The sequence below is a fragment of the Cupriavidus sp. 207A1 genome (assembly GCF_057798955.1).
Genome location: NZ_JBYOJO010000005.1, coordinates 223403 through 241938, shown reverse-complemented (window position 1 = coordinate 241938; position 18536 = coordinate 223403). Strand labels below are relative to the sequence as shown.

Genomic DNA, 18536 nt, shown 5'->3' with positions numbered 1-18536 from the left:
CCGGGCGCAGCGCCCTGGGGTCATCCGTGGTGGACGGACGCTACCTTAACCGCGCTTGATGACAGTTGCGTGAACAACAAAGGGCACCGTGCCATGGATTGACGAATGCGCCGCGCGCCGCCAGCGCCCGCACCGCCGGCACGTCAATGGAAATCCCGCCCCGGCCATCTCTGAATTTCCGGCCAGTACGGGATTCGCAGGAACTTGCTACATTGCTGACTGCTGGCGAAAACAGCCCCAGGGCAGCTGCCCCGCTCACCGCAAACCGACAGGCCAAGGAGACATCGAATGCACACCGCACTTCAACTTCGTTCGCAAATCAAGAGCAGCGGTGAACTCGAGCTATCGCTAGACAGCATCGACACGCCGCATCCTGGCCCGGATGAAGTGCTCATCCGCATTGAAGCCTCTCCTCTCAACCCGTCCGATCTCGGCCTGCTGTTCGGTGCGGCCGACATGAGCACGGCCAAGGCCAGCGGCACGGCCGAGCGGCCCATAGTCACCGCGCGCGTTCCGGAAGGCGCGATGCGCAGCATGGCGGGCCGCCTGAATGTGTCCATGCCGGTTGGCAATGAGGGCGCGGGCGTGGTCGTCGATGCAGGCTCGTCCCCTGCGGCGCAAGCCTTGATGGGAAAGACCGTCGCCGCCATCGGCGGCGCGATGTACTCGCAGTACCGCTGCATCTCCGCGGACCAGTGCCTGGTCTTGCCCGAAGGCGCCACGCCTGCTGACGGCGCGTCGTCATTCGTCAACCCGCTCACCGCACTGGGCATGGTCGAGACCATGCGGCTCGAAGGACATAGCGCCCTGGTGCACACCGCCGCGGCCTCCAACCTGGGCCAGATGCTCAATCAGATCTGTCTCAAGGATGGCATCAAGCTGGTGAACATCGTGCGCAAGCAGGAGCAGGTGGACCTGCTCAAGGCACAAGGCGCGGTCCACGTCTGCAACTCCGCGTCGCCCACGTTCATGCAGGAGCTCACCGAGGCACTCGCCGCCACTGGCGCAACGATCGCGTTCGACGCCACGGGCGGCGGCAAGCTCGCCGGCCAGATCCTCACCTGCATGGAAGCGGCCTTGAACAAGACGGCACGCGAATACAGCCGCTATGGCTCGACCACCCACAAGCAGGTCTACCTCTACGGCGGCCTGGACACAAGCCCGACCGAGTTCAACCGCAACTTCGGCATGGCGTGGGGCATGGGCGGCTGGCTGCTGTTCCCGTTCCTGCAGAAGATCGGGCGCGAGCGGGCCAACGCGCTGAAGCAACGCGTGGTTTCGGAGCTGAAGACCACCTTTGCCAGCCACTACTCGAAAGAGATCTCGCTGGCCGAGGTGCTCGACCTGGAGGTGATCGCCGTCTACAACAAGCGCGCGACGGGGGAGAAGTACCTGATCAACCCCAACAAGGGCCTGGCCGGGTAAATCACCGCGGGGCGCCTTGCGCGCCCACCCGTGTCAAGAATCAGCCGCTGCGCCACAGCCGGCGGCGCGGCGGTGTGGCTGCTCATCCAAGTGCTGCCCTGGCAGTCATCGCGCACCAGCACGCGCAGGGGCAAGTCCAGCGCAACGATAAGCGATCGTTGGGAGAGTCTACTTGGCATCGACAGTCATACAATGACTGCACAATAAAACGTATCAATTGGCGTCGACACCATGAGCTAATCCACCCGGCAGTCGCAACTCACGCAGAATTTGGCTCTCATAGGCTGGCCAGTCCCTTGCAGAGTTCTCAATCGCGAGCTTGGCTAACGGTAGCTGGCGAAACAAATCATCGGTGATTCGGCGGTAATCGCGATATAGGCAAATAAGCCCTTCCAATCCCTTGTAACCCCTGCGCACGCAATAAGGGGCCGCGAGCTTCCAGTTCACCTGATATTCGATCCACTCATCGCCGCGTTCCGCACAGACACTCCGTATAGCTTTTTCGACATCCTCCTGCCAAAGGTAGAGGACGAACGGATTGAGCGGAGCAGTGACTGCTGTCAGCGCTTGTACGTAGTCGAAAATCAACGCGGACTCGGCTTCCATCAGCAGCAGGTTAGTCAGGTCTCCATGAAACAGTTGGCCGTCTATTACTGGGATTGGGGTCTCGGCCTGTGTCGTCTCGACAAAGGCTTTCCATTTAGCTAGGGCACGGTCCGCGAGATGCTTTGGTGTCGTGTCCCGCCACGGTTCAAACCAGTGTTCAAGTTCGTCTGTCGCGCGCACCGGGTGGGGCTCTGTCCTCTCGTGGACCGGCAACACTGGCTGCGCGGCCTCTTGCAGATGTTTCGCAATGAGGCGCATCGTCGTTGACTTGCCTGAACCCATAATGCCCTCGACGATCACAAGCCGATGCGCGGTGGAAGGCTCTGCACTGCCAGACGTCGTCGAACTTGTCATTTTCGCAAACGACTCCTTGGAAGGATACCTACGCTAGGTCGTACATGCGGGATTGTCAACAATATGCATGCGGTCGTCGAATGTCTGCTTCTGGCCGGTCTCGGCCCTCTCTGGTCTTGACCCTGCAACCTCCCAACCCAGCATCGGGAAATTAGCTCGCTTTCTACTCACTGCGTATCACCGTGGGCCTTCGGCCAATGGTGGTTCCATCCATATTGTCTAGTTCGCGTAATTCTTCCTCGACCGTTCTGCCGCAGTTCGCCGCATTGCCAGGCTATTACCGAACCCGAAGCTGTTCCGGGATCGGCTCAGCCGAACTCCTTCGCGAGGTAGGCCGCCGTCACGCTTGCGATGGAGACCGCGATGACGGCCGGACGGCCGCTTGCCACGATGCGCCCCCCTTCGTCGCCGGCGCCGGGTCCGATGTCGATAACCCAATCCGCCTGCGCCACCACGCGCATGTCGTGTTCGACCACGACCACGGTGTTGCCGGCGTCCACCAGCGCCTGCAACTGCACCAGCAGGCGATCCACATCGGCGGGATGCAGGCCGTTGGTGGGCTCGTCGAGCACGTACAGCGAGTCGCCGCGCTGCGCGCGCTGCAATTCGGTGGCCAGCTTGATGCGCTGCGCCTCGCCGCCCGACAGTTCCGTGGCCGGCTGCCCGAGCCGCAGATAGCCGAGCCCGATATCGCGCAACGCCGTCAGGGCTCGCATCGCCGGCGCCTCGTCGGCGAAGACCTCGCAGGCCGCGTCGACGGTCAGGTCCAGCACCTCGGCGATGTTCCGGCCCTTCCAGGTGATTTCCAGCGTCTGCGGCCGGTAGCGCGTGCCGTTGCACGCCGAACAGGGCGCGTAGACGCTCGGCAGGAACAGCAGCTCCACGCTGACGAAGCCCTCGCCTTCGCACGTCGGGCAGCGTCCCTGCGCCACGTTGAACGAGAAACGGCCGGCCGTGTAGCGCCGCTTGCGCGCGGCGGGCGTCGCGGCGAACAGCTTGCGTACATGGTCGAAGAATCCGGTATAGGTCGCCAGGTTCGAACGGGGCGTGCGGCCAATCGGCTTCTGGTCCACGCGCACCAGCCGGCGCACTGACTCCATGCCACCAGCGATGCGGCCTTCGGTCGGGGCATCGGTCACCGCGAACAGCGGGTCGCGCTCGTCTTCGGAATCGCCGTCGTCGGCGCGGCCCAGGTGCCGGTTCACGAGTTCGGGCAGCGCCTGGCTTATCAGGCTCGACTTGCCCGAACCCGAAACCCCGGTTACCGCGGTGAAGCAGCCAAGCGGGATATCCGCATCCACGCGATGCAGGTTGTTGCGCGAGACATGGGCCAGCCTGAGCCACCCGGCCGGCTCTCGCGGCGCGCGCTGCTGCATCTCCGGCGGCCCGAACAGGTAGGCCGCGGTGCGCGAGGCCGCGATCTCGGCCAGGCCGTCGGGCGGGCCGCTGTAGAGCACGCGCCCGCCGTGCTCGCCGGCTGCGGGCCCCACGTCGACGATCCAGTCGGCCTGGCGCATGGTCTGCGTGTCGTGCTCCACGACGAACAGCGAATTGCCGGCCGCGTTCAGGCGGCGCAATGCCACGAGCAGCGCCTCACCATCGGCGGGATGCAGCCCGGCCGAGGGTTCGTCGAGGACGTAGACCACACCGAACAGTTGCGACGAGATCTGCGTGGCCAGCCGCAGCCGTTGCAGCTCGCCCGAGGACAGCGTTGGCGTGCTGCGATCGAGCGACAGATAGCCGAGGCCCAGGTCGATCAGCGTGGACAACCGCTCCATCAGTTCCTCGGCGATGCGTTGCGAGGCGAGCCGCTTCTCCTCGGAGAGGTTGGGTGTGCGCCGCACGTCGGGGGCGGCCTTGTGCGCCGAGCCGCCGGCCGCCACGCGCCGCGCCGTGGCCGCACGCGCCGCCTTGCGGCTTAGCACGGCGCCGGCGGCACCGGCCCGGCCGGGCGATTTGCCTTGCGCGATGGGCAGCATGATCTCGGCCACGCGGGCCAACGGCAGGTGCGTGAATTCGCCGATGTCGAGCCCGGCGAACGTCACGGACAGCGCCGCCTTCTTGAGCCGCTTGCCGTGGCACGCCGGACATTCGCGCCCGATCATGTATTGCGCCACGCGCTTCTTCATCAGCGCGCTCTGCGTGGTGGCGAAGGTCTGCAGCACGTAGCGCCGTGCCCCCGTAAAGGTGCCCTGGTAGCTCGGCTCCAGCTTGCGCTTGAGCGCGGCGCGCACCTCGCGCGGCGTGAAGCCAGCGTAAACCGGCACGGTGGGCTGCTCCTCGGTGAAGAGGATCCAGTCGCGATCCTCCTTCGGCAGGTCGCGCCACGGCGAATCGACGTCATAGCCGAGGGTGACGAGGATGTCGCGCAGGTTCTGCCCGTGCCAGGCCGGCGGCCACGCGGCCACGGCGCGTTCGCGGATGGTGAGCGAATCGTCGGGCACCATCGACTGCTCGGTGACATCGTAGATACGCCCGAGACCATGGCATTCCGGGCAGGCGCCCTCCACGGTGTTGGGCGAGAAATCCTCGGCGTAAAGCATGGGCTGCCGCGCGGGATAGGTGCCAGCGCGCGAGTACAGCATGCGCACCAGGCTCGACAGCGTGGTGACGCTGCCCACCGTCGACCGCGCGTTCGGCGTGCCGCGCTGCTGCTGCAGCGCCACGGCGGGCGGCAGGCCCTCGATGCTGTCGACCTCGGGCACGCCCACCTGATCGATCAGCCGCCTTGCATAGGGCGCGACGGATTCGAAATAGCGTCGCTGCGCTTCCGCGTAGAGCGTGCCGAACGCGAGCGACGACTTGCCCGAGCCCGACACGCCGGTGAACACCACCAGCGCATTGCGCGGGATATCGACATCGACATCCTTGAGGTTGTGCTCGCGCGCGCCGCGCACCCTGACGAAGTTGTCCGAGTCCGTGGGGACCTGGTCCGCCTCCCGACCCGCGCGGGCCTTGCGCCGGGGTGGCCGGATATCGGCGCTCATGCGCGCCTTCGCTTGCACAAATTGCCGGCCGCGACCATGTACATCCGGCTACTTGCTGCGGCGCCTGGCCGCGCGCTTGCGGGCGGGCTTGGGCGGCGTCAGCGCCGCAATCCACGCGTCCGTTGCGGCCTTGGTCATCGCCGCGGCGGCCGTGGCTGTCTGGCGCCTGCCCTCGGCCACCGCGCGCCCACGCGCCGCGCCGGCCACCGCATTCGCGCCGCTGAGCCACATGCTCAGCATCGGGTTCTTTTTGAGCCAGGGGTTCTTCATCGCATGCTCCTTGGGACACAGCCGGCGTGCCGATGCTGCAAGGCAGCAGGAAGCATGCCAGTGGCCTACCGATCGCGGTCTACGGAAGTTCGTGCACTGCCCCGGGCACAACAACTTATCGAACAGTTTTGGCAGAGGTCGAGATACTGCTCATACTGGCGAGCAGATGCCGGTCAACCGGCTCTTTCCGCGCGCGGGCAAGAACTGGAAATCCCTGCTATCGGAAGGAAGTCCGTGAGGCGCTCAAGCAGAATGCTTCTTGCGGCGCTTTTCTCATCGGCTGCCCCGCTGTTGCCGAGATGCCAATTGATTGAATGGCGAGGCTTTTGACGAACTGGAGAGCATAGACCAATCTTCCATCAACCACGATTGATGCGGCCTGCGCGGGCATCGATCGCCGATGTCCCAGACCGACCCACTGCCGTCATTCGCTCTTCTCACCTTGGGGGCCTGCTTTCAGGCCTTTAGCGGCCATCCGGCACGCCTCGATTACTATGCCTACCGCGGACTCAGGACGAATTCTAATTTGGTGCCCGATCACCGTGCCTGCCAGCTACCACCTACCATCGCTGCCTGGCTTTGCCTGCCGATGATTGGCAAAGTGTGCAAGGAGGAAATCGACGAGCACACCAACCTTGTCAGGACGCGTCTTGCTGCCGCGGTAGACCAGGTAGATGTCGGCCGGAGCGAACTGCCATTGCGGAAGCACCCTGCATAGCGCTCCGCTTCTCAGTGGCTCTGCGACGTCCCACTCGGACCGGACCACGAGTCCTTGGCCCTCCAGCGCCCAAGCAACGGCGGACTCGCCATCGTTTGTGCTCATGGTTCCGCGCACCTTTACGGTCTCGTGTTGAGAGCCATTGCGCATGTGCCAGGTGCCAAAGGTCTCGTCAGCTTCGCGAATGAAGATGCAGCTATGCCGGGCGAGATCGCGCGGACTTGCCGGCAACCCTGCCCGTGCAAGGTACGAGGGGGCAGCGCAAAGCACGCGACGGTTGTTCGCCAGCAGGCGCGCCGTCAGCCGTACGTCAGGTAACTCGCCAAAATGAACGACGGCGTCCAGCCCAAGTTCGGTCAGATTCAGCGGCCGCTCGCTGAGATAGAGCTGAATCTCGATTTTCGGGAATGCTCGCGAAAACGCCGCCAAGGCAGGTGCGATATGTCGGCGGCCGAAGCCAAGCGTTGCGCCAATTCTAACGAGACCTTGAGGTGTCCCACTGTTGCCGCCAACGGATCGCTCCAGCGTCTCGAGCTCAGCGAGAATGCGCGCGCCCTCCACAAGGTAATTCTCGCCTTCGGGCGTGAGGCTGATGCGTCGGGTCGTACGGTTCAGTAGCCTGACGCCAAGTCTCGACTCCAGGGCGATGAGCCGTTTGCTGACGGCGGACGGGGTGACCCCCAACTCCTGGGCCGCGGCAGCGAGACTGCCGAGCTTGTTGATGGCCATGAAAAAGGCCACATCCGAGAACCCGTCCATTGCTGAATTGTAGGCAAGAAAGAAGTGATTCTGCCTAAATTATGTTTCTGTAGGCAAGTGCTAGCATCCGTTCCATAAAAACCGCACTGAAGGAGACTCCATGAAAATGCCTCGCCTTGTTGCCTTCCTCGCTTGCGCCGCCGTTCTTGGAACGGCTTCGGCGCAAACCTACCCGCAGCGCCCGATCCGTCTGATCGTGCCATACGCGCCGGGCGGCAGTGCCGATATCGCCGCACGCCTCGTTTCCGACGCATGGTCGAAAGCGCTTGGCGGCACCATCGTCGTGGAGAACCGTGCCGGGGCGGGTGGCAACATCGGCGTGGATGCCGTCGCGAAGTCGCCGGCGGACGGCTACACCATTGGCCTGCAAACGGTTTCGCTGGCCATCAATCCCGGCCTGTTCGCCCGCATGCCTTACGACACGCTGAAGGATCTCGCGACCATCGGGATGGTGGCGGGTTCACAGCACGTCCTTGTCATCAACAACAAGATCCCGGCCAAAAACCTGCAAGAACTCATCACGCTTGCCAAGGCCAGGCCGGACAAGCTGACGTATGGCTCGGCAGGTAATGGCAGTACGTTCCATATGTCCGCCGAACTGTTCAAGTCGGTCGCCAATGTATCAATCGTCCACGTGCCCTATCGCGGTGGCGGCCCCGCACTGGTCGACACCATCGCCGGACAGGTCGATATGAGCTTCCCGGTGATTTCAGCCGCGCAGCAGCACGTGCTGGCAGGCAAATTGACTGCGCTCGCCGTGACGGGCTCGAAACGCTCATCCTTGCTGCCAAACGTGCCCACCGCGACCGAAGCTGGTCTGCCCGGATACAACTTCGAGACGTGGTTCATGGTCTTTGCGCCGGCGGGCACGCCGAAGCCCATCATCGACAAGTTGAACGCCGCGCTCAATTCGACCCTGACGGCGCAGGCGACAAAAGACCGGATGCTGAAGGAAGGTTTTGAACCGACGCCTTCGACGCCGGAGGCAGCCCGCCAGCGTCTTGAAAGAGAGATGCCGATGTGGGCCGGTTTAATCAAGCAGCGCGGTATCACCGCCGAGTGATCGTGAAAACAGGTAGTCTCCATGCCCCCCAAAACAATTTACAACAAGCTGGTTGACTCTCACACCGTCACCAGAATCGACGACGACAACGTTCTGCTTTTCTGCGACCTGCACTTGATGAACGAGTACACGAGTCCTCAGGCCTTTGCAGGGCTGCACGAGCAGAACCGCGGGGTATTGATCCCGGGGCAGAATGTTTCCGTCGTCAGTCACATCATTCCGACGCATCCGACGAAGATCCGCGTGATCGCGGATCCGGCTTCGTCGCTCCAGGCGACGAACCTGCGGGATAACTGTGAGCGGCACAACATCCCGCTGTTCGATACGAACGATGCGCTCCAAGGCATCGAACACGTCATTGCCCCCGAACACGGCATGATTCGTCCGGGTATGGTCGTGATCTGTGGTGACAGTCATACGACCACCTACGGCGCACTCGGTGCGCTGGGCTTCGGCATCGGTACGTCGGAGGTCGAGCACGTCCTGGCAACGCAGACGCTGGTGTACCGGATGGCGAAGACCATGCGCATCCGCGTGGATGGCAAACTGCCTGTCGGTACGACGGCCAAGGATCTGATCCTCATGATCATCGGCAGGATCGGCGCCCAGGGCGCGCGCGGCTACGTCGTCGAGTACTGCGGGTCGGCGATCCGGGACCTGAGCGTCGAAGCCCGTTTCACGCTTTGCAACATGACCGTGGAAGCGGCGGCACGGGGCGCCCTGATTGCACCCGATGACGCGTCGATCGATTACGTGCTGCGCCGTGCCCCCGACATGGACGATGCACAGCGCATTGCCGCCCTGGCGTACTGGGACACGTTGAAGAGCGATCCGGAAGCAACATTCGATCTCGACTTCGTGTTTGATGCCAGCGATATCGAACCTTACGTGACATGGGGCACTAGCCCGGATCAGGTCGTGCCCGTTTCAGGGCGTATTCCGTTTCCCGAAGATCAAATCGATGAAGCAGACCAGCGCTCGGTCGAGCGCGCTCTCTCTTACACACATTTGACTGCTGGCTCAGTACTGGCGGGCACGGCGATTCAACATGTTTTTATTGGCTCATGCACAAATGGCCGCATCGAAGATCTGCGTGCCGTGGCCGAGGTCGCAAGGGGCAGGAAGGTCGCGAAGGGCGTCCGGGCAATGGTCGTTCCGGGCTCTGGCGCCGTCAAGGCGCAAGCGGAGCGCGAAGGAATCGCGGAGATCCTCACGGCGGCCGGATTCGAGTGGCGACAACCCGGCTGTTCCATGTGCCTGGCCATGAACGACGACGTGCTGGCCGAGGGCGTTCGCTGTGCGTCCACCACCAACCGGAACTTTGAAGGCAGGCAAGGGCGCGGCGCCATTACGCATTTGATGAGCCCGGCCATGGCCGCAGCAGCGGCCATTACGGGAAAGATCACCGACGTCCGCAAGCTGGAGATCGATCATGTCTGAATACGCCTATATCGCCGGCAAGGCGGCCGCCATCCGCTTCGAGAACCTCGATACCGACCAAATTATCCCGAAGCAGTTTCTGCGCGGCATTGACAAGGCGGGTCTCGACAAGGGCATTCTGTACGACCACCGCTTCGATGGAAACGGCAATCTGCGCCCTGACTTCGTACTGAACCGGCCCGAGTATGCGGGAACGAGCATCCTAGTGGGTGGCGCGAATTTCGGTTGCGGATCCAGTCGCGAGCACGCCGTCTGGGGCTTGCAGCAGTTCGGTGTGCGGGCCGTTATCGCGCCCAGCTATGGCGAGATCTTCTACTCCAATGCCATGAACAATCGGCTGCTGCTAGTGATGCTTCCGCGCGATGTCATCGAAGCATTGATGAACGCCATCGATGCTGACAGCAATAACACCGTTTTCATCGATGTGGAAACGATGCACGTCAAGACGCCCCTCGGCGAGCATCCGTTCGAGTTGTCTGAGCGGCATCGCCGCATGTTTATCGAAGGGCTCGACATGATCGGCCTGTCGCTAAAGCACCGCGCCGAGATCAAGGCGTTTGCCGACAAATACTGGTCTACGTTTCCGTGGACCCAGGACGTCGCGCGCCGCACCCGAGATCGGCTAGGCGTAACCTGAAGTAGCAGAACTGGCGCAGGCGCCGGTGCCCATTCCCGCTTTTGCCGCGATTGCCGCGGCAACCGCCTCCCGCGCCAGTCGCTACGGCTCCTTGCGAGTTCGCTTCGATCGTGCCTTAGTCGCTAGATCCGCGTTCAGTTCTGCAGTAACTTCATGCCGGCTATTGTTCGTGCCGATGGGATGGAGCTGAACTTAGGTCGGCTTCTGGAACTTCTCAACCAGGAAGTCGATGAAGGCCCTCGCGCGGGCCGTCTGATTTCGGCGCTGTGAGTAATAAACGAACAGATCTGCCGACGGTAACTTAAATTGAGGCAAGACGACTCGCAAGCGGCCGCTCTCGAGGTACTTCGTCAGATCCCATTCGGAACGAATGAGGATGCCATGACCATCGAGGGCCCAGCCGAGCACGATGTCCCCATCGTTGCTGGAGAGCGCGCCAGCAACCTTCACACTATCATGATGGCCATCATGCTCGAATCGCCAGAGTGCATGCGCTTCGTCGTTCTGCCTGTGAATGATGCAGCGATGATTGTGAAGGTCGGACAGGGATGCCGGCGGCCCGAATTTGTCCAGGTAGACCGGCGACGCGCATAGAAAGCGACGGTTCGACATGATGCGCCTAGCGCTCAACCGATTATCCGGCAGCGTCCCAAACCGGATCGCCAGGTCGACACCACTGTCCACCAGGTCTACAGGGCGGTCCGTGACTTCAAGCTGCACCTCCACCTGCGTATAGCGCTTTGCAAACTCGGAAACCAGAGGTGCAATGGTGGTCCGTCCGAAGCCGAGGGTCGCATTGACGCGGAGCAGTCCACGCGGTTCGGCGCCGCTGCTCGCCACAACGCTCTCCATCTCCCGGAGGTCGGCCAGAATCCTTTGCGCATACGCCAGATATGTCTCGCCTTCGTTCGTCAGGCTGATGCGCCGTGTGGTGCGGTTCACCAAGCGTACACCAAGGCGGCTTTCCATCAGGGCCAGCCTTTTTGTCGCTGCGGGAGGCGTCAGATCGAGTTCGCGCGCCGCTGCGGCTAAAGAGCCGTGCCGAGCGATCAGAACGAAGAACTCCAGTTCGGACGCGATCTCAGTCTTCACTTTGGGAGAATAATGAAATGAAAGTGGTTCAATTGTAGTACGCCATTCCGCGCCTAAGCTACGTACTCCGACGCCCCCAGCGTTCATGTCATATGAGTCAGGAGACACATTGTGAGAATCGTAGAAATTCGCGAGAAGACCTTCCCCATCAGCTCGCCCATCCGTAACGCCTACATCGACTTCAGCAAGATGACCCTCAGCCTGGTTGCCGTGATCACCGACGTGATCCGCGACGGCAAGCCGGTCGTCGGCTACGGCTTCAATTCCAACGGTCGCTATGGCCAGGGAACCCTGATGCGCGAGCGCTTCATTCCCCGCATCCTGGAAGCCGATCCGGAGTCGCTGATCGACGCCACCGGCAACAACCTGGATCCGCACAAGATCTGGGACACCATGTTCAAGAACGAGAAGCCGGGCGGCCATGGCGAACGTTCGGTGGCCATCGGCACGATCGACATGGCGGTCTGGGATGCTGTCGCCAAGATCGAAGGCAAGCCGCTGTTCCAATTGCTGGCCGACCGCTACGGCAATGGGCAGCCCGACCGCAAGGTGTTCGTCTACGCCGCCGGCGGCTACTACTACCCCGGCCAGGACCACGGCAAGCTGAAGGACGAGATGCGCAGCTACATTGACCGCGGCTACACCGTGGTCAAGAAGAAGATCGGCGGCGCTTCGCTGGACGAGGATTTGCGCCGCATCGATTCGATCCTGAGCGTGCTGCAGGATGGTCAGAAGCTGGCCGTCGACGCCAATGGCCGCTTCGATCTCGATACCGCCATCCAGTACGCCAAGGCGCTCTCCCAGTACGATCTGTTCTGGTACGAGGAGCCGGGCGATCCGCTGGACTTCGAACTGCAAGCCACGTTGCGCAACTACTACGACAAACCGATGGCCACCGGCGAAGATCTGTTCTCGATGCAGGACGCCCGCAACCTGATTCGCTACGGCGGCATGCGTCCGGATCGCGACTACCTACAATTCGACTGCGCCCTCAGCTATGGCCTGGTGGAATACCTGCGCACACTGGACATGCTCAAGCAGCACGGCTGGTCAGCCAGCCGCTGCATTCCGCACGGCGGTCATCAGATGTCGCTGAACATTGCCGCGGGCTTGGGCCTGGGCGGCAACGAGAGCTACCCTGACCTGTTCCAGCCATTCGGTGGCTTCCCCGATGGCGTCAAGGTCGAGAAGGGCTACCTGACGATGCCGGACCTGCCCGGGATCGGCTTCGAAGGCAAGTCGGACCTGTATAGCGTGATGCAGCAACTGTCGGCGTAAGCCACAGCATTTCAAAAACATAAACGGAGACAACCATGTGGATTAAGCAAGCGGCAATCCGCGCCGCCACCCTATGCATTGTTAGCGGTCTCTTCGTCACATCCGGCTACGCACGTGCCGAATATCCGGAGAAGCCTGTCACCCTGGTTGTCCCGTTCGTGGCTGGCGGCCCGAGCGACAAGATCGCGCGCGACGTCGCCGAATCGCTGCGCAAAACGCTCGGCACCACAGTCGTCGTGGAGAACACCGCTGGTGCCGGCGGTACCATCGGCACGGCGCGTGTCGCCCGGGCGACCCCGGACGGCTATACACTGCTGGTTCACCATATCGGTCTCGCGACGGCGCCGGCGTTGTACAAGAAGCTCGGCTACAAGACCTCGGACCTGGAATTCCTCGGGCTAATCAACGAGGCTCCGTCGACACTGATCGGCAAGACGGCGCTACCGCCCAACAACCTGCCCGAACTCAAGAAGTTTATTGCGGCGAATGGCGGAAAGCTGAACCTGGCCAACGCAGGCGTGGGCTCGGCGTCGCACCTCTGCAGCTTGCTGCTGCAAAGCACGCTGAAAAGCGACATGACTTTCGTACCGTACAAGGGAACGGCGCCCGCGATGTCCGACATCATGGGCGGGCAAGTCGATTTGATGTGCGAGCAGGCCACCAACAGTACGCCGCAGATTGAAGCCAAGAAGGTCAAGGCGTTTGGGGTGACAAGCGCCCAACGCTCGACCGTACCGGCTTTGGCGAACATCCCGACACTCAACGAAGCCGGTTTGCCGGGATTCAACTTCACCGTCTGGCACGGTTTGTATGCGCCTCGCGGTACCCCGCCAGCCGTACTTGAGAAGATTAACAAGGCCCTGCGCGCTGCGCTGAAGGATCCGGCGCTAATCAAACGTGAAGAGGCCTTGGGCATCACGGTTGTCACCGACGATCGTCTCTCACCGGCAGGCCATAAGAAGTTCTTCAACGAAGAAGTTAATCGGTGGACGAAAGTCATCACTGACGCTGGCATTCACCCGGAGTGACTGCATAGCGCTTCCCACGGGACGGGGCACCTGGTTCGGTGCCGTCCCGTCTTTCCCCAACATTCTTGATCGCCAGGCGGCTCCGATGTACTGGAGCTGCCATAGGGCCCCGTGCGTCCGAAGCTTGGCGGTTGCACCACGAATCGCACCTGCAGGAGACAACAGTGCGGCCTTCATTTCTAAAGACACACCTATCGAAGCTGTACGTTCAGGTTCTCATCGGCATCGTTGCCGGGATTCTTCTCGGCCACTTCATGCCGGATCTTGGTGAACAACTGAAGCCACTGGGCGACATCTTCATCAAGCTGATCCGGATGCTGTTGGCGCCCATCATCTTCGCCTCGGTTGTGGTCGGTATCGCGAGGATGAACGATATCCATGAGGCCGGTCGCGTTGGCGTGAAAGCGGTCATTTACTTTGAGATTGCGTCGACCGTAGCGCTTGCCATCGGGCTCATCGTCGTCAATGTGTTCAAGCCCGGCCATGGCATGAATATCGATCCCACACAGCTCGATGGCGGTGCGATCAAAGCCTACACGACTGCGGCAGAGCACCACACGATGCTCGACTTCCTGATGAGCATCGTACCTAACACTGTGGTGGGCGCGTTCGCGAATGGGGAGATGCTGCCGATCATCTTCTTCTCGATGCTCTTGGCCATTGCGTTGGCACGGCTGGGTCCCCGCACGGCCCCCTTCGTCGACATGCTTGATATGTTCCTTCACGCCATGTTCGGCGTGGTCAGGATCGTGATGCATGTGGCCCCGATCGGTGCGTTCGGCGGCATGGCGTTCACGGTTGCCAAGTACGGCATCGGTACGCTGGCCTCCTACGGCGAGTTGATGCTCTGCCTCTACCTGACGTCCATCGCGTTCATCGTCCTGGCGTTGGGTGCGGTGATGCGGGCGTCGGGCCTGTCGCTATGGAAATTCATCCGATACATCAAGGATGAGATCTTCGTGACGCTGGGAACCGCGTCCACTGAAGCGGTTCTTCCGCAGATGCTGGTCAAACTTGAAAGGCTGGGATGCGCCCGGCCCGTGGTTGGGATGGTCTTGCCCACTGGCTACACCTTCAACGCCGACGGTACCGCGATCTATTTGACGATGGCAACGATCTTCGTGGCACAAGCCATGAACATTGACCTGACCATCTGGGACCAACTGATCGTCCTCGGTGTGCTGCTGCTGACGTCAAAAGGATCAGCGGGGGTGGCTGGCGCCGGATTTGTCGCGCTCGCTGCAACACTGGCTTCGATGAACAAGATTCCTGTGTCGGGACTTGTGCTGTTGCTCGGTATTGATCGCTTCCTGAACGAGGCGCGCGCAGTCACTAACCTGATCGGAAACGGCGTGGCAACGATTGCCGTTGCACGATGGGAAGGCGCCATTGACATGCAGAAGGCACGAGACGTCCTGGACGGACGTCGAGATGAGCTACTTGACGACGCTCCAAGTGAGGCCAACGAGCCCGCACTTGCACCACGTCCCAACCACTAATAGCTGGGTCCCGGCCGCCAACGCCGCCGGAACGAAGCACTGCCGGAACTTCACATGAACACCAGGACTGCTGCACCGAGCTTGCGCGAAGCCGCGCTTGAATATCACGAGTTTCCTTCGCCGGGCAAACTGACCGTCTCGCCGACGAAGCAATTGCTTAACCAACGCGACCTATCCCTTGCCTACTCTCCGGGGGTTGCTTACCCCTGTGAGGAGATCGTCGCAGACCCCCTCAACGCTGCCCGCTATACCGCCAGAAGCAATCTGGTAGGCGTGGTCACGAACGGCAGTGCCGTGCTGGGACTTGGCAACATCGGCCCTTTGGCTGCCAAGCCCGTGATGGAAGGGAAGGCTGTGCTGTTCAAGAAGTTCGCCGGCATCGATGTCTTTGACATCGAGCTCAACGAGAGTGACCCTGAAAAGCTGGTAGAAGTGATTGCCGCACTGGAGCCGACGTTTGGCGGCATCAACTTGGAGGATATCAAGGCCCCCGACTGCTTTACAGTCGAGCAGGGCTGCCGCTCGCGCATGCAGATTCCCGTCTTCCACGACGATCAGCATGGTACAGCCATCGTCGTGGCAGCGGCGATTACGAATGGCTTGCGCGTCGTGGGCAAGCATATCGCCGAAGTGAAGCTGGTGGCTTCCGGCGCGGGGGCGGCGGCGCTGGCATGTCTTGATCTGCTGGTTGACATGGGGATGCCGCTTGAGAACATCTTCGTGACCGATCTCGCCGGCGTCGTCTACCATGGACGAAAGGAGTTGATGGATTCGCACAAGGAGCGCTTCGCACAGGACACGCCCGCCCGCAGGCTAGGGGAAGTCATTAACGGCGCCGACATCTTTCTTGGGCTGTCAGCCGGTGGCGTGTTGAAGGAAGACATGGTCAAGGCCATGGCACCGCAGCCCTTGATCTTCGCCCTGGCCAATCCGACACCCGAGATTGCGCCGGAGATCGCGACTGCCGCCCGTCCCGACGCCGTGCTAGCAACAGGCCGGGCCGACTATCCCAACCAGGTCAACAATGTGCTTTGCTTCCCGTTCATTTTCCGGGGGGCGCTGGATGCCGGGGCGACGACCATCACGCGGGAAATGGAAATCGCCACCGTCAACGCCATTGCGGAGCTGGCGAGGCAGGAACAAAGCGACATCGTATCGACAGCGTACGGCATCAAGGAGCTGAGTTTCGGACCCGAATATCTGATCCCGAAGCCGTTCGACCCGCGCCTGATCGTGAAGATTGCCCCTGCGGTAGCACAGGCGGCCATGGATTCCGGGGTTGCCACGCGGCCCATCGAGGATATGGAAGCGTATCGCCAGCATCTGCAACAGTTCGTCTATCACAGCGGCAACCTGATGAAGCCGGTCTTCCAGCAAGCGAAGAGCGTCGCTTCTGCCAGAAAGCGCGTCGTGTTTGCAGAAGGCGAGGAAGAGCGCGTCCTGAGGGCGGTACAGATCGTCGTCGACGAACAACTGGCAACGCCAATCCTCGTCGGGCGACCGGATGTCATTGCGAAGCGCATTGAGAAGTTGGGCTTGCGCCTGCGCCCGGACAGCGACTTCGCCGTGGTCAATACCGAACACGACCCGCGCTACAAGGATTTTTGGCAGTCGTATTACCGGATCATGGCCCGACGAGGCATCAGCGAACAAATGGCGAAGCTGGAAATGCGGCGCCGCACCACCTTGATCGGCGCCATGCTTGTCGAAAAAGGGGAAGCCGATGGCATGATCTGCGGAACGGTAAGCACACCGCATCGACACCTGCATTTCATCGATCAAGTCATTGGCAAGAGAGCGGGTGCCAATGTGTTCGCTGCATTGACCGGCCTGGTGTTGCCCGGACGGCAGATATTCCTGGCCGACACCCACATCAATATCGATCCCTCTGCCGAACAACTGGCCGACATCGCCGTCATGGCAGCGGAGCAGGTGCGCCGGTTCGGTATTGAACCCAAGGTTGCGTTCGTTTCCCACTCCAACTTCGGGACCAGCGACTCGGCATCGGCCCAGAAGATGCGTAGGGCTCTTCAAGTATTGCGTGAGCGCGCTCCGCAGTTGCAGGCAGACGGCGAAATGCATGGTGACATTGCGCTGGATGCCAGCCTGCGCACGGGTAGCTTCGAGCTTGGTTTCGAAGGTGATGCCAATGTACTCATCCTGCCGAACATCGATGCCGCCAACATCTCGTACAATTTCCTGAAGGCGGCCGCGGGTAACAACGTGGCGATTGGTCCTATTCTCCTCGGCGCTGCCCGGCCAGTTCACGTGCTCACCGAGTCCGCGACGGTACGACGCATTGTCAATGTCGCTGCGCTGCTGGTCGCCGAGGCGAGTGATCGCGACAAGGACCCCAATATTCTGCAAAGCTGATCGCAAAATGAACGACGCAAGCTTTAACGGTTGCCGAACCCGCCGGCTACTGGGGTCTTGATTCCTTCTCGTGTAATCCAGTCTGGTGCCGTCGTGCAGCTACCTGCTGGACGAAGCGCTACTTTGGAGGTTGAGGTGGCCTTTTGCTTTTCTCGTACGGTTTCGCCACGAGACGAAGCGTTCGACGCGGCATCGATGATCGAGTATGCAGCCTGGCTGTCGAAGTAGGCTGTAGCAGATTCCTGGATCGGAGAGCGGTGGGTCAGCCCAGCTTTATCGCGGATAACGTTGGGTTTCACGCACTGTTCTCGGCGGCAAGCTCACTCAGGCCGATAGCACCGCCTATGAGAAAGTTGCCGCGCTCTGGCGCGATGGCGAGCGGATTGCCAACTCCCTGGTTGGGATCAGACCGGACAATGCCATTCCTATCCCTCGGCTTCCTTTGGAAGAGTTTTGCCCAGCAGGGTCACAAGATTGAGGAAGGGTCCATGGTCACCACTGGTACGGTGACTGCCCCTGTGGATGTTACCGGGAGTGGCCATTACGAAGCGCGCATCGGAGAGACTGGCCTTGCGTTTGCTCTTACGCAGGAGGATGGGCGCTAGTTGAACGTCTGTAAATTGACGATGTTCGGTCAGAGCTGAATTCATTTGTGGCAGACGGCTTTTGGCCGGGAGGTGACCTCCGCCGGTCGCTACTCGATCAGCTCTTGTCGCCCTAAGCTTAAATGCTCTCATGGCCGTCATGACTACGCCCCGCAGGGACACGGGTTCGGTAACGTTCCGGACAAACTTGCGCTCGCGCTCTGACCTGCATACCCGGCCAGTATGTCAAAATTCGTTTCCGATCGACCGGTTTCGTTGACCGGTCATGTGCGGGTGTTTGAGAATGGTTCGTCGCCAGACAACGGCGACCAGGTTTAGCAGCCTGCTTGGACACTCACAGAAGAGGGCTTGCGTAGCCAGCCCACCTCAAAACCCCATAGCACCCCCCAGCACAAAAGGCGA

At 61.4% G+C, this 18536-nt stretch carries 14 protein-coding genes; 8 read left to right on the top strand and 6 right to left on the bottom strand.

The genetic code is table 11. The features are described 5' to 3' along the window. The first annotated feature begins 288 nt into the window (after positions 1-288). Positions 289-1425 carry a zinc-binding dehydrogenase gene (locus tag AC3FMM_RS11395; RefSeq protein ID WP_488686617.1) on the top strand — a complete coding sequence of 379 codons (1137 nt, stop codon included), beginning with the start codon at positions 289-291 and terminating at the stop codon, positions 1423-1425. Positions 1426-1638: 213 nt separating this feature from the next. Here the strand turns inward: AC3FMM_RS11395 and AC3FMM_RS11390 are convergent, their stop codons facing one another. From AC3FMM_RS11390 to AC3FMM_RS11375, 4 genes are all read right to left on the bottom strand, one after another. Further along, positions 1639-2385, bottom strand: a complete 747-nt coding sequence (locus AC3FMM_RS11390; protein WP_414247794.1) for a P-loop NTPase family protein — start codon at positions 2383-2385, stop codon at positions 1639-1641. 308 nt (positions 2386-2693) lie between these two features. Next, the gene (locus AC3FMM_RS11385; protein ID WP_414247795.1) at positions 2694-5372 is read right to left on the bottom strand and encodes an excinuclease ABC subunit UvrA; all 2679 of its coding nucleotides are present in this window, start codon (positions 5370-5372) and stop codon (positions 2694-2696) included. Between the two features lie 48 nt (positions 5373-5420). Further along, positions 5421-5642: a hypothetical protein gene (locus AC3FMM_RS11380; protein ID WP_116314254.1), complete on the bottom strand. Its 222-nt coding sequence runs from the start codon at positions 5640-5642 to the stop codon at positions 5421-5423. 553 nt (positions 5643-6195) lie between these two features. After that, a complete protein-coding gene (locus AC3FMM_RS11375; RefSeq protein ID WP_025581657.1) occupies positions 6196-7119 on the bottom strand; it encodes a LysR family transcriptional regulator in 924 nt (307 codons plus the stop codon). A gap of 100 nt (positions 7120-7219) precedes the next feature. Between AC3FMM_RS11375 and AC3FMM_RS11370 the strand changes: the two genes are divergently transcribed. Genes AC3FMM_RS11370 through leuD form a run of 3 tightly spaced genes read left to right on the top strand, consistent with a single transcriptional unit; the run spans position 7220 to position 10259 of the window. Beyond that, on the top strand, positions 7220-8182 hold the full coding sequence (locus tag AC3FMM_RS11370) for a tripartite tricarboxylate transporter substrate binding protein (RefSeq protein ID WP_025581658.1): 963 nt from the start codon (positions 7220-7222) through the stop codon (positions 8180-8182). 21 nt (positions 8183-8203) lie between these two features. Next, positions 8204-9622, top strand: a complete 1419-nt coding sequence (gene leuC, locus AC3FMM_RS11365; protein WP_025581659.1) for a 3-isopropylmalate dehydratase large subunit — start codon at positions 8204-8206, stop codon at positions 9620-9622. After that, complete coding sequence (leuD, locus tag AC3FMM_RS11360; RefSeq protein ID WP_116347776.1) at positions 9615-10259, top strand: 3-isopropylmalate dehydratase small subunit; 645 nt, start codon at positions 9615-9617, stop codon at positions 10257-10259. Before leuC ends, leuD begins: the two co-directional genes overlap by 8 nt. A gap of 192 nt (positions 10260-10451) precedes the next feature. On the opposite strand, the gene AC3FMM_RS11355 is transcribed toward leuD, so the two are convergent. Further along, complete coding sequence (locus tag AC3FMM_RS11355; RefSeq protein ID WP_488686616.1) at positions 10452-11351, bottom strand: LysR family transcriptional regulator; 900 nt, start codon at positions 11349-11351, stop codon at positions 10452-10454. A gap of 111 nt (positions 11352-11462) precedes the next feature. Between AC3FMM_RS11355 and AC3FMM_RS11350 the strand changes: the two genes are divergently transcribed. From AC3FMM_RS11350 to AC3FMM_RS11335, 4 genes are all read left to right on the top strand, one after another. After that, positions 11463-12629: a mandelate racemase/muconate lactonizing enzyme family protein gene (locus AC3FMM_RS11350; protein WP_025581662.1), complete on the top strand. Its 1167-nt coding sequence runs from the start codon at positions 11463-11465 to the stop codon at positions 12627-12629. A 35-nt stretch (positions 12630-12664) separates the two neighbouring features. After that, positions 12665-13657: a tripartite tricarboxylate transporter substrate-binding protein gene (locus tag AC3FMM_RS11345; RefSeq protein WP_025581663.1), complete on the top strand. Its 993-nt coding sequence runs from the start codon at positions 12665-12667 to the stop codon at positions 13655-13657. Between the two features lie 164 nt (positions 13658-13821). After that, the gene (locus AC3FMM_RS11340) at positions 13822-15156 is read left to right on the top strand and encodes a dicarboxylate/amino acid:cation symporter (protein WP_414247798.1); all 1335 of its coding nucleotides are present in this window, start codon (positions 13822-13824) and stop codon (positions 15154-15156) included. Positions 15157-15210: 54 nt separating this feature from the next. Continuing rightward, positions 15211-17529, top strand: coding sequence for an NADP-dependent malic enzyme (locus AC3FMM_RS11335; RefSeq protein WP_414247799.1), 2319 nt, complete (start codon positions 15211-15213; stop codon positions 17527-17529). A 23-nt stretch (positions 17530-17552) separates the two neighbouring features. Here the strand turns inward: AC3FMM_RS11335 and AC3FMM_RS11330 are convergent, their stop codons facing one another. Next, positions 17553-17828 (bottom strand): hypothetical protein, encoded by a 276-nt coding sequence (locus AC3FMM_RS11330; protein ID WP_414247800.1) that lies wholly within the window; start codon positions 17826-17828, stop codon positions 17553-17555. Positions 17829-18536 lie beyond the last annotated feature (708 nt).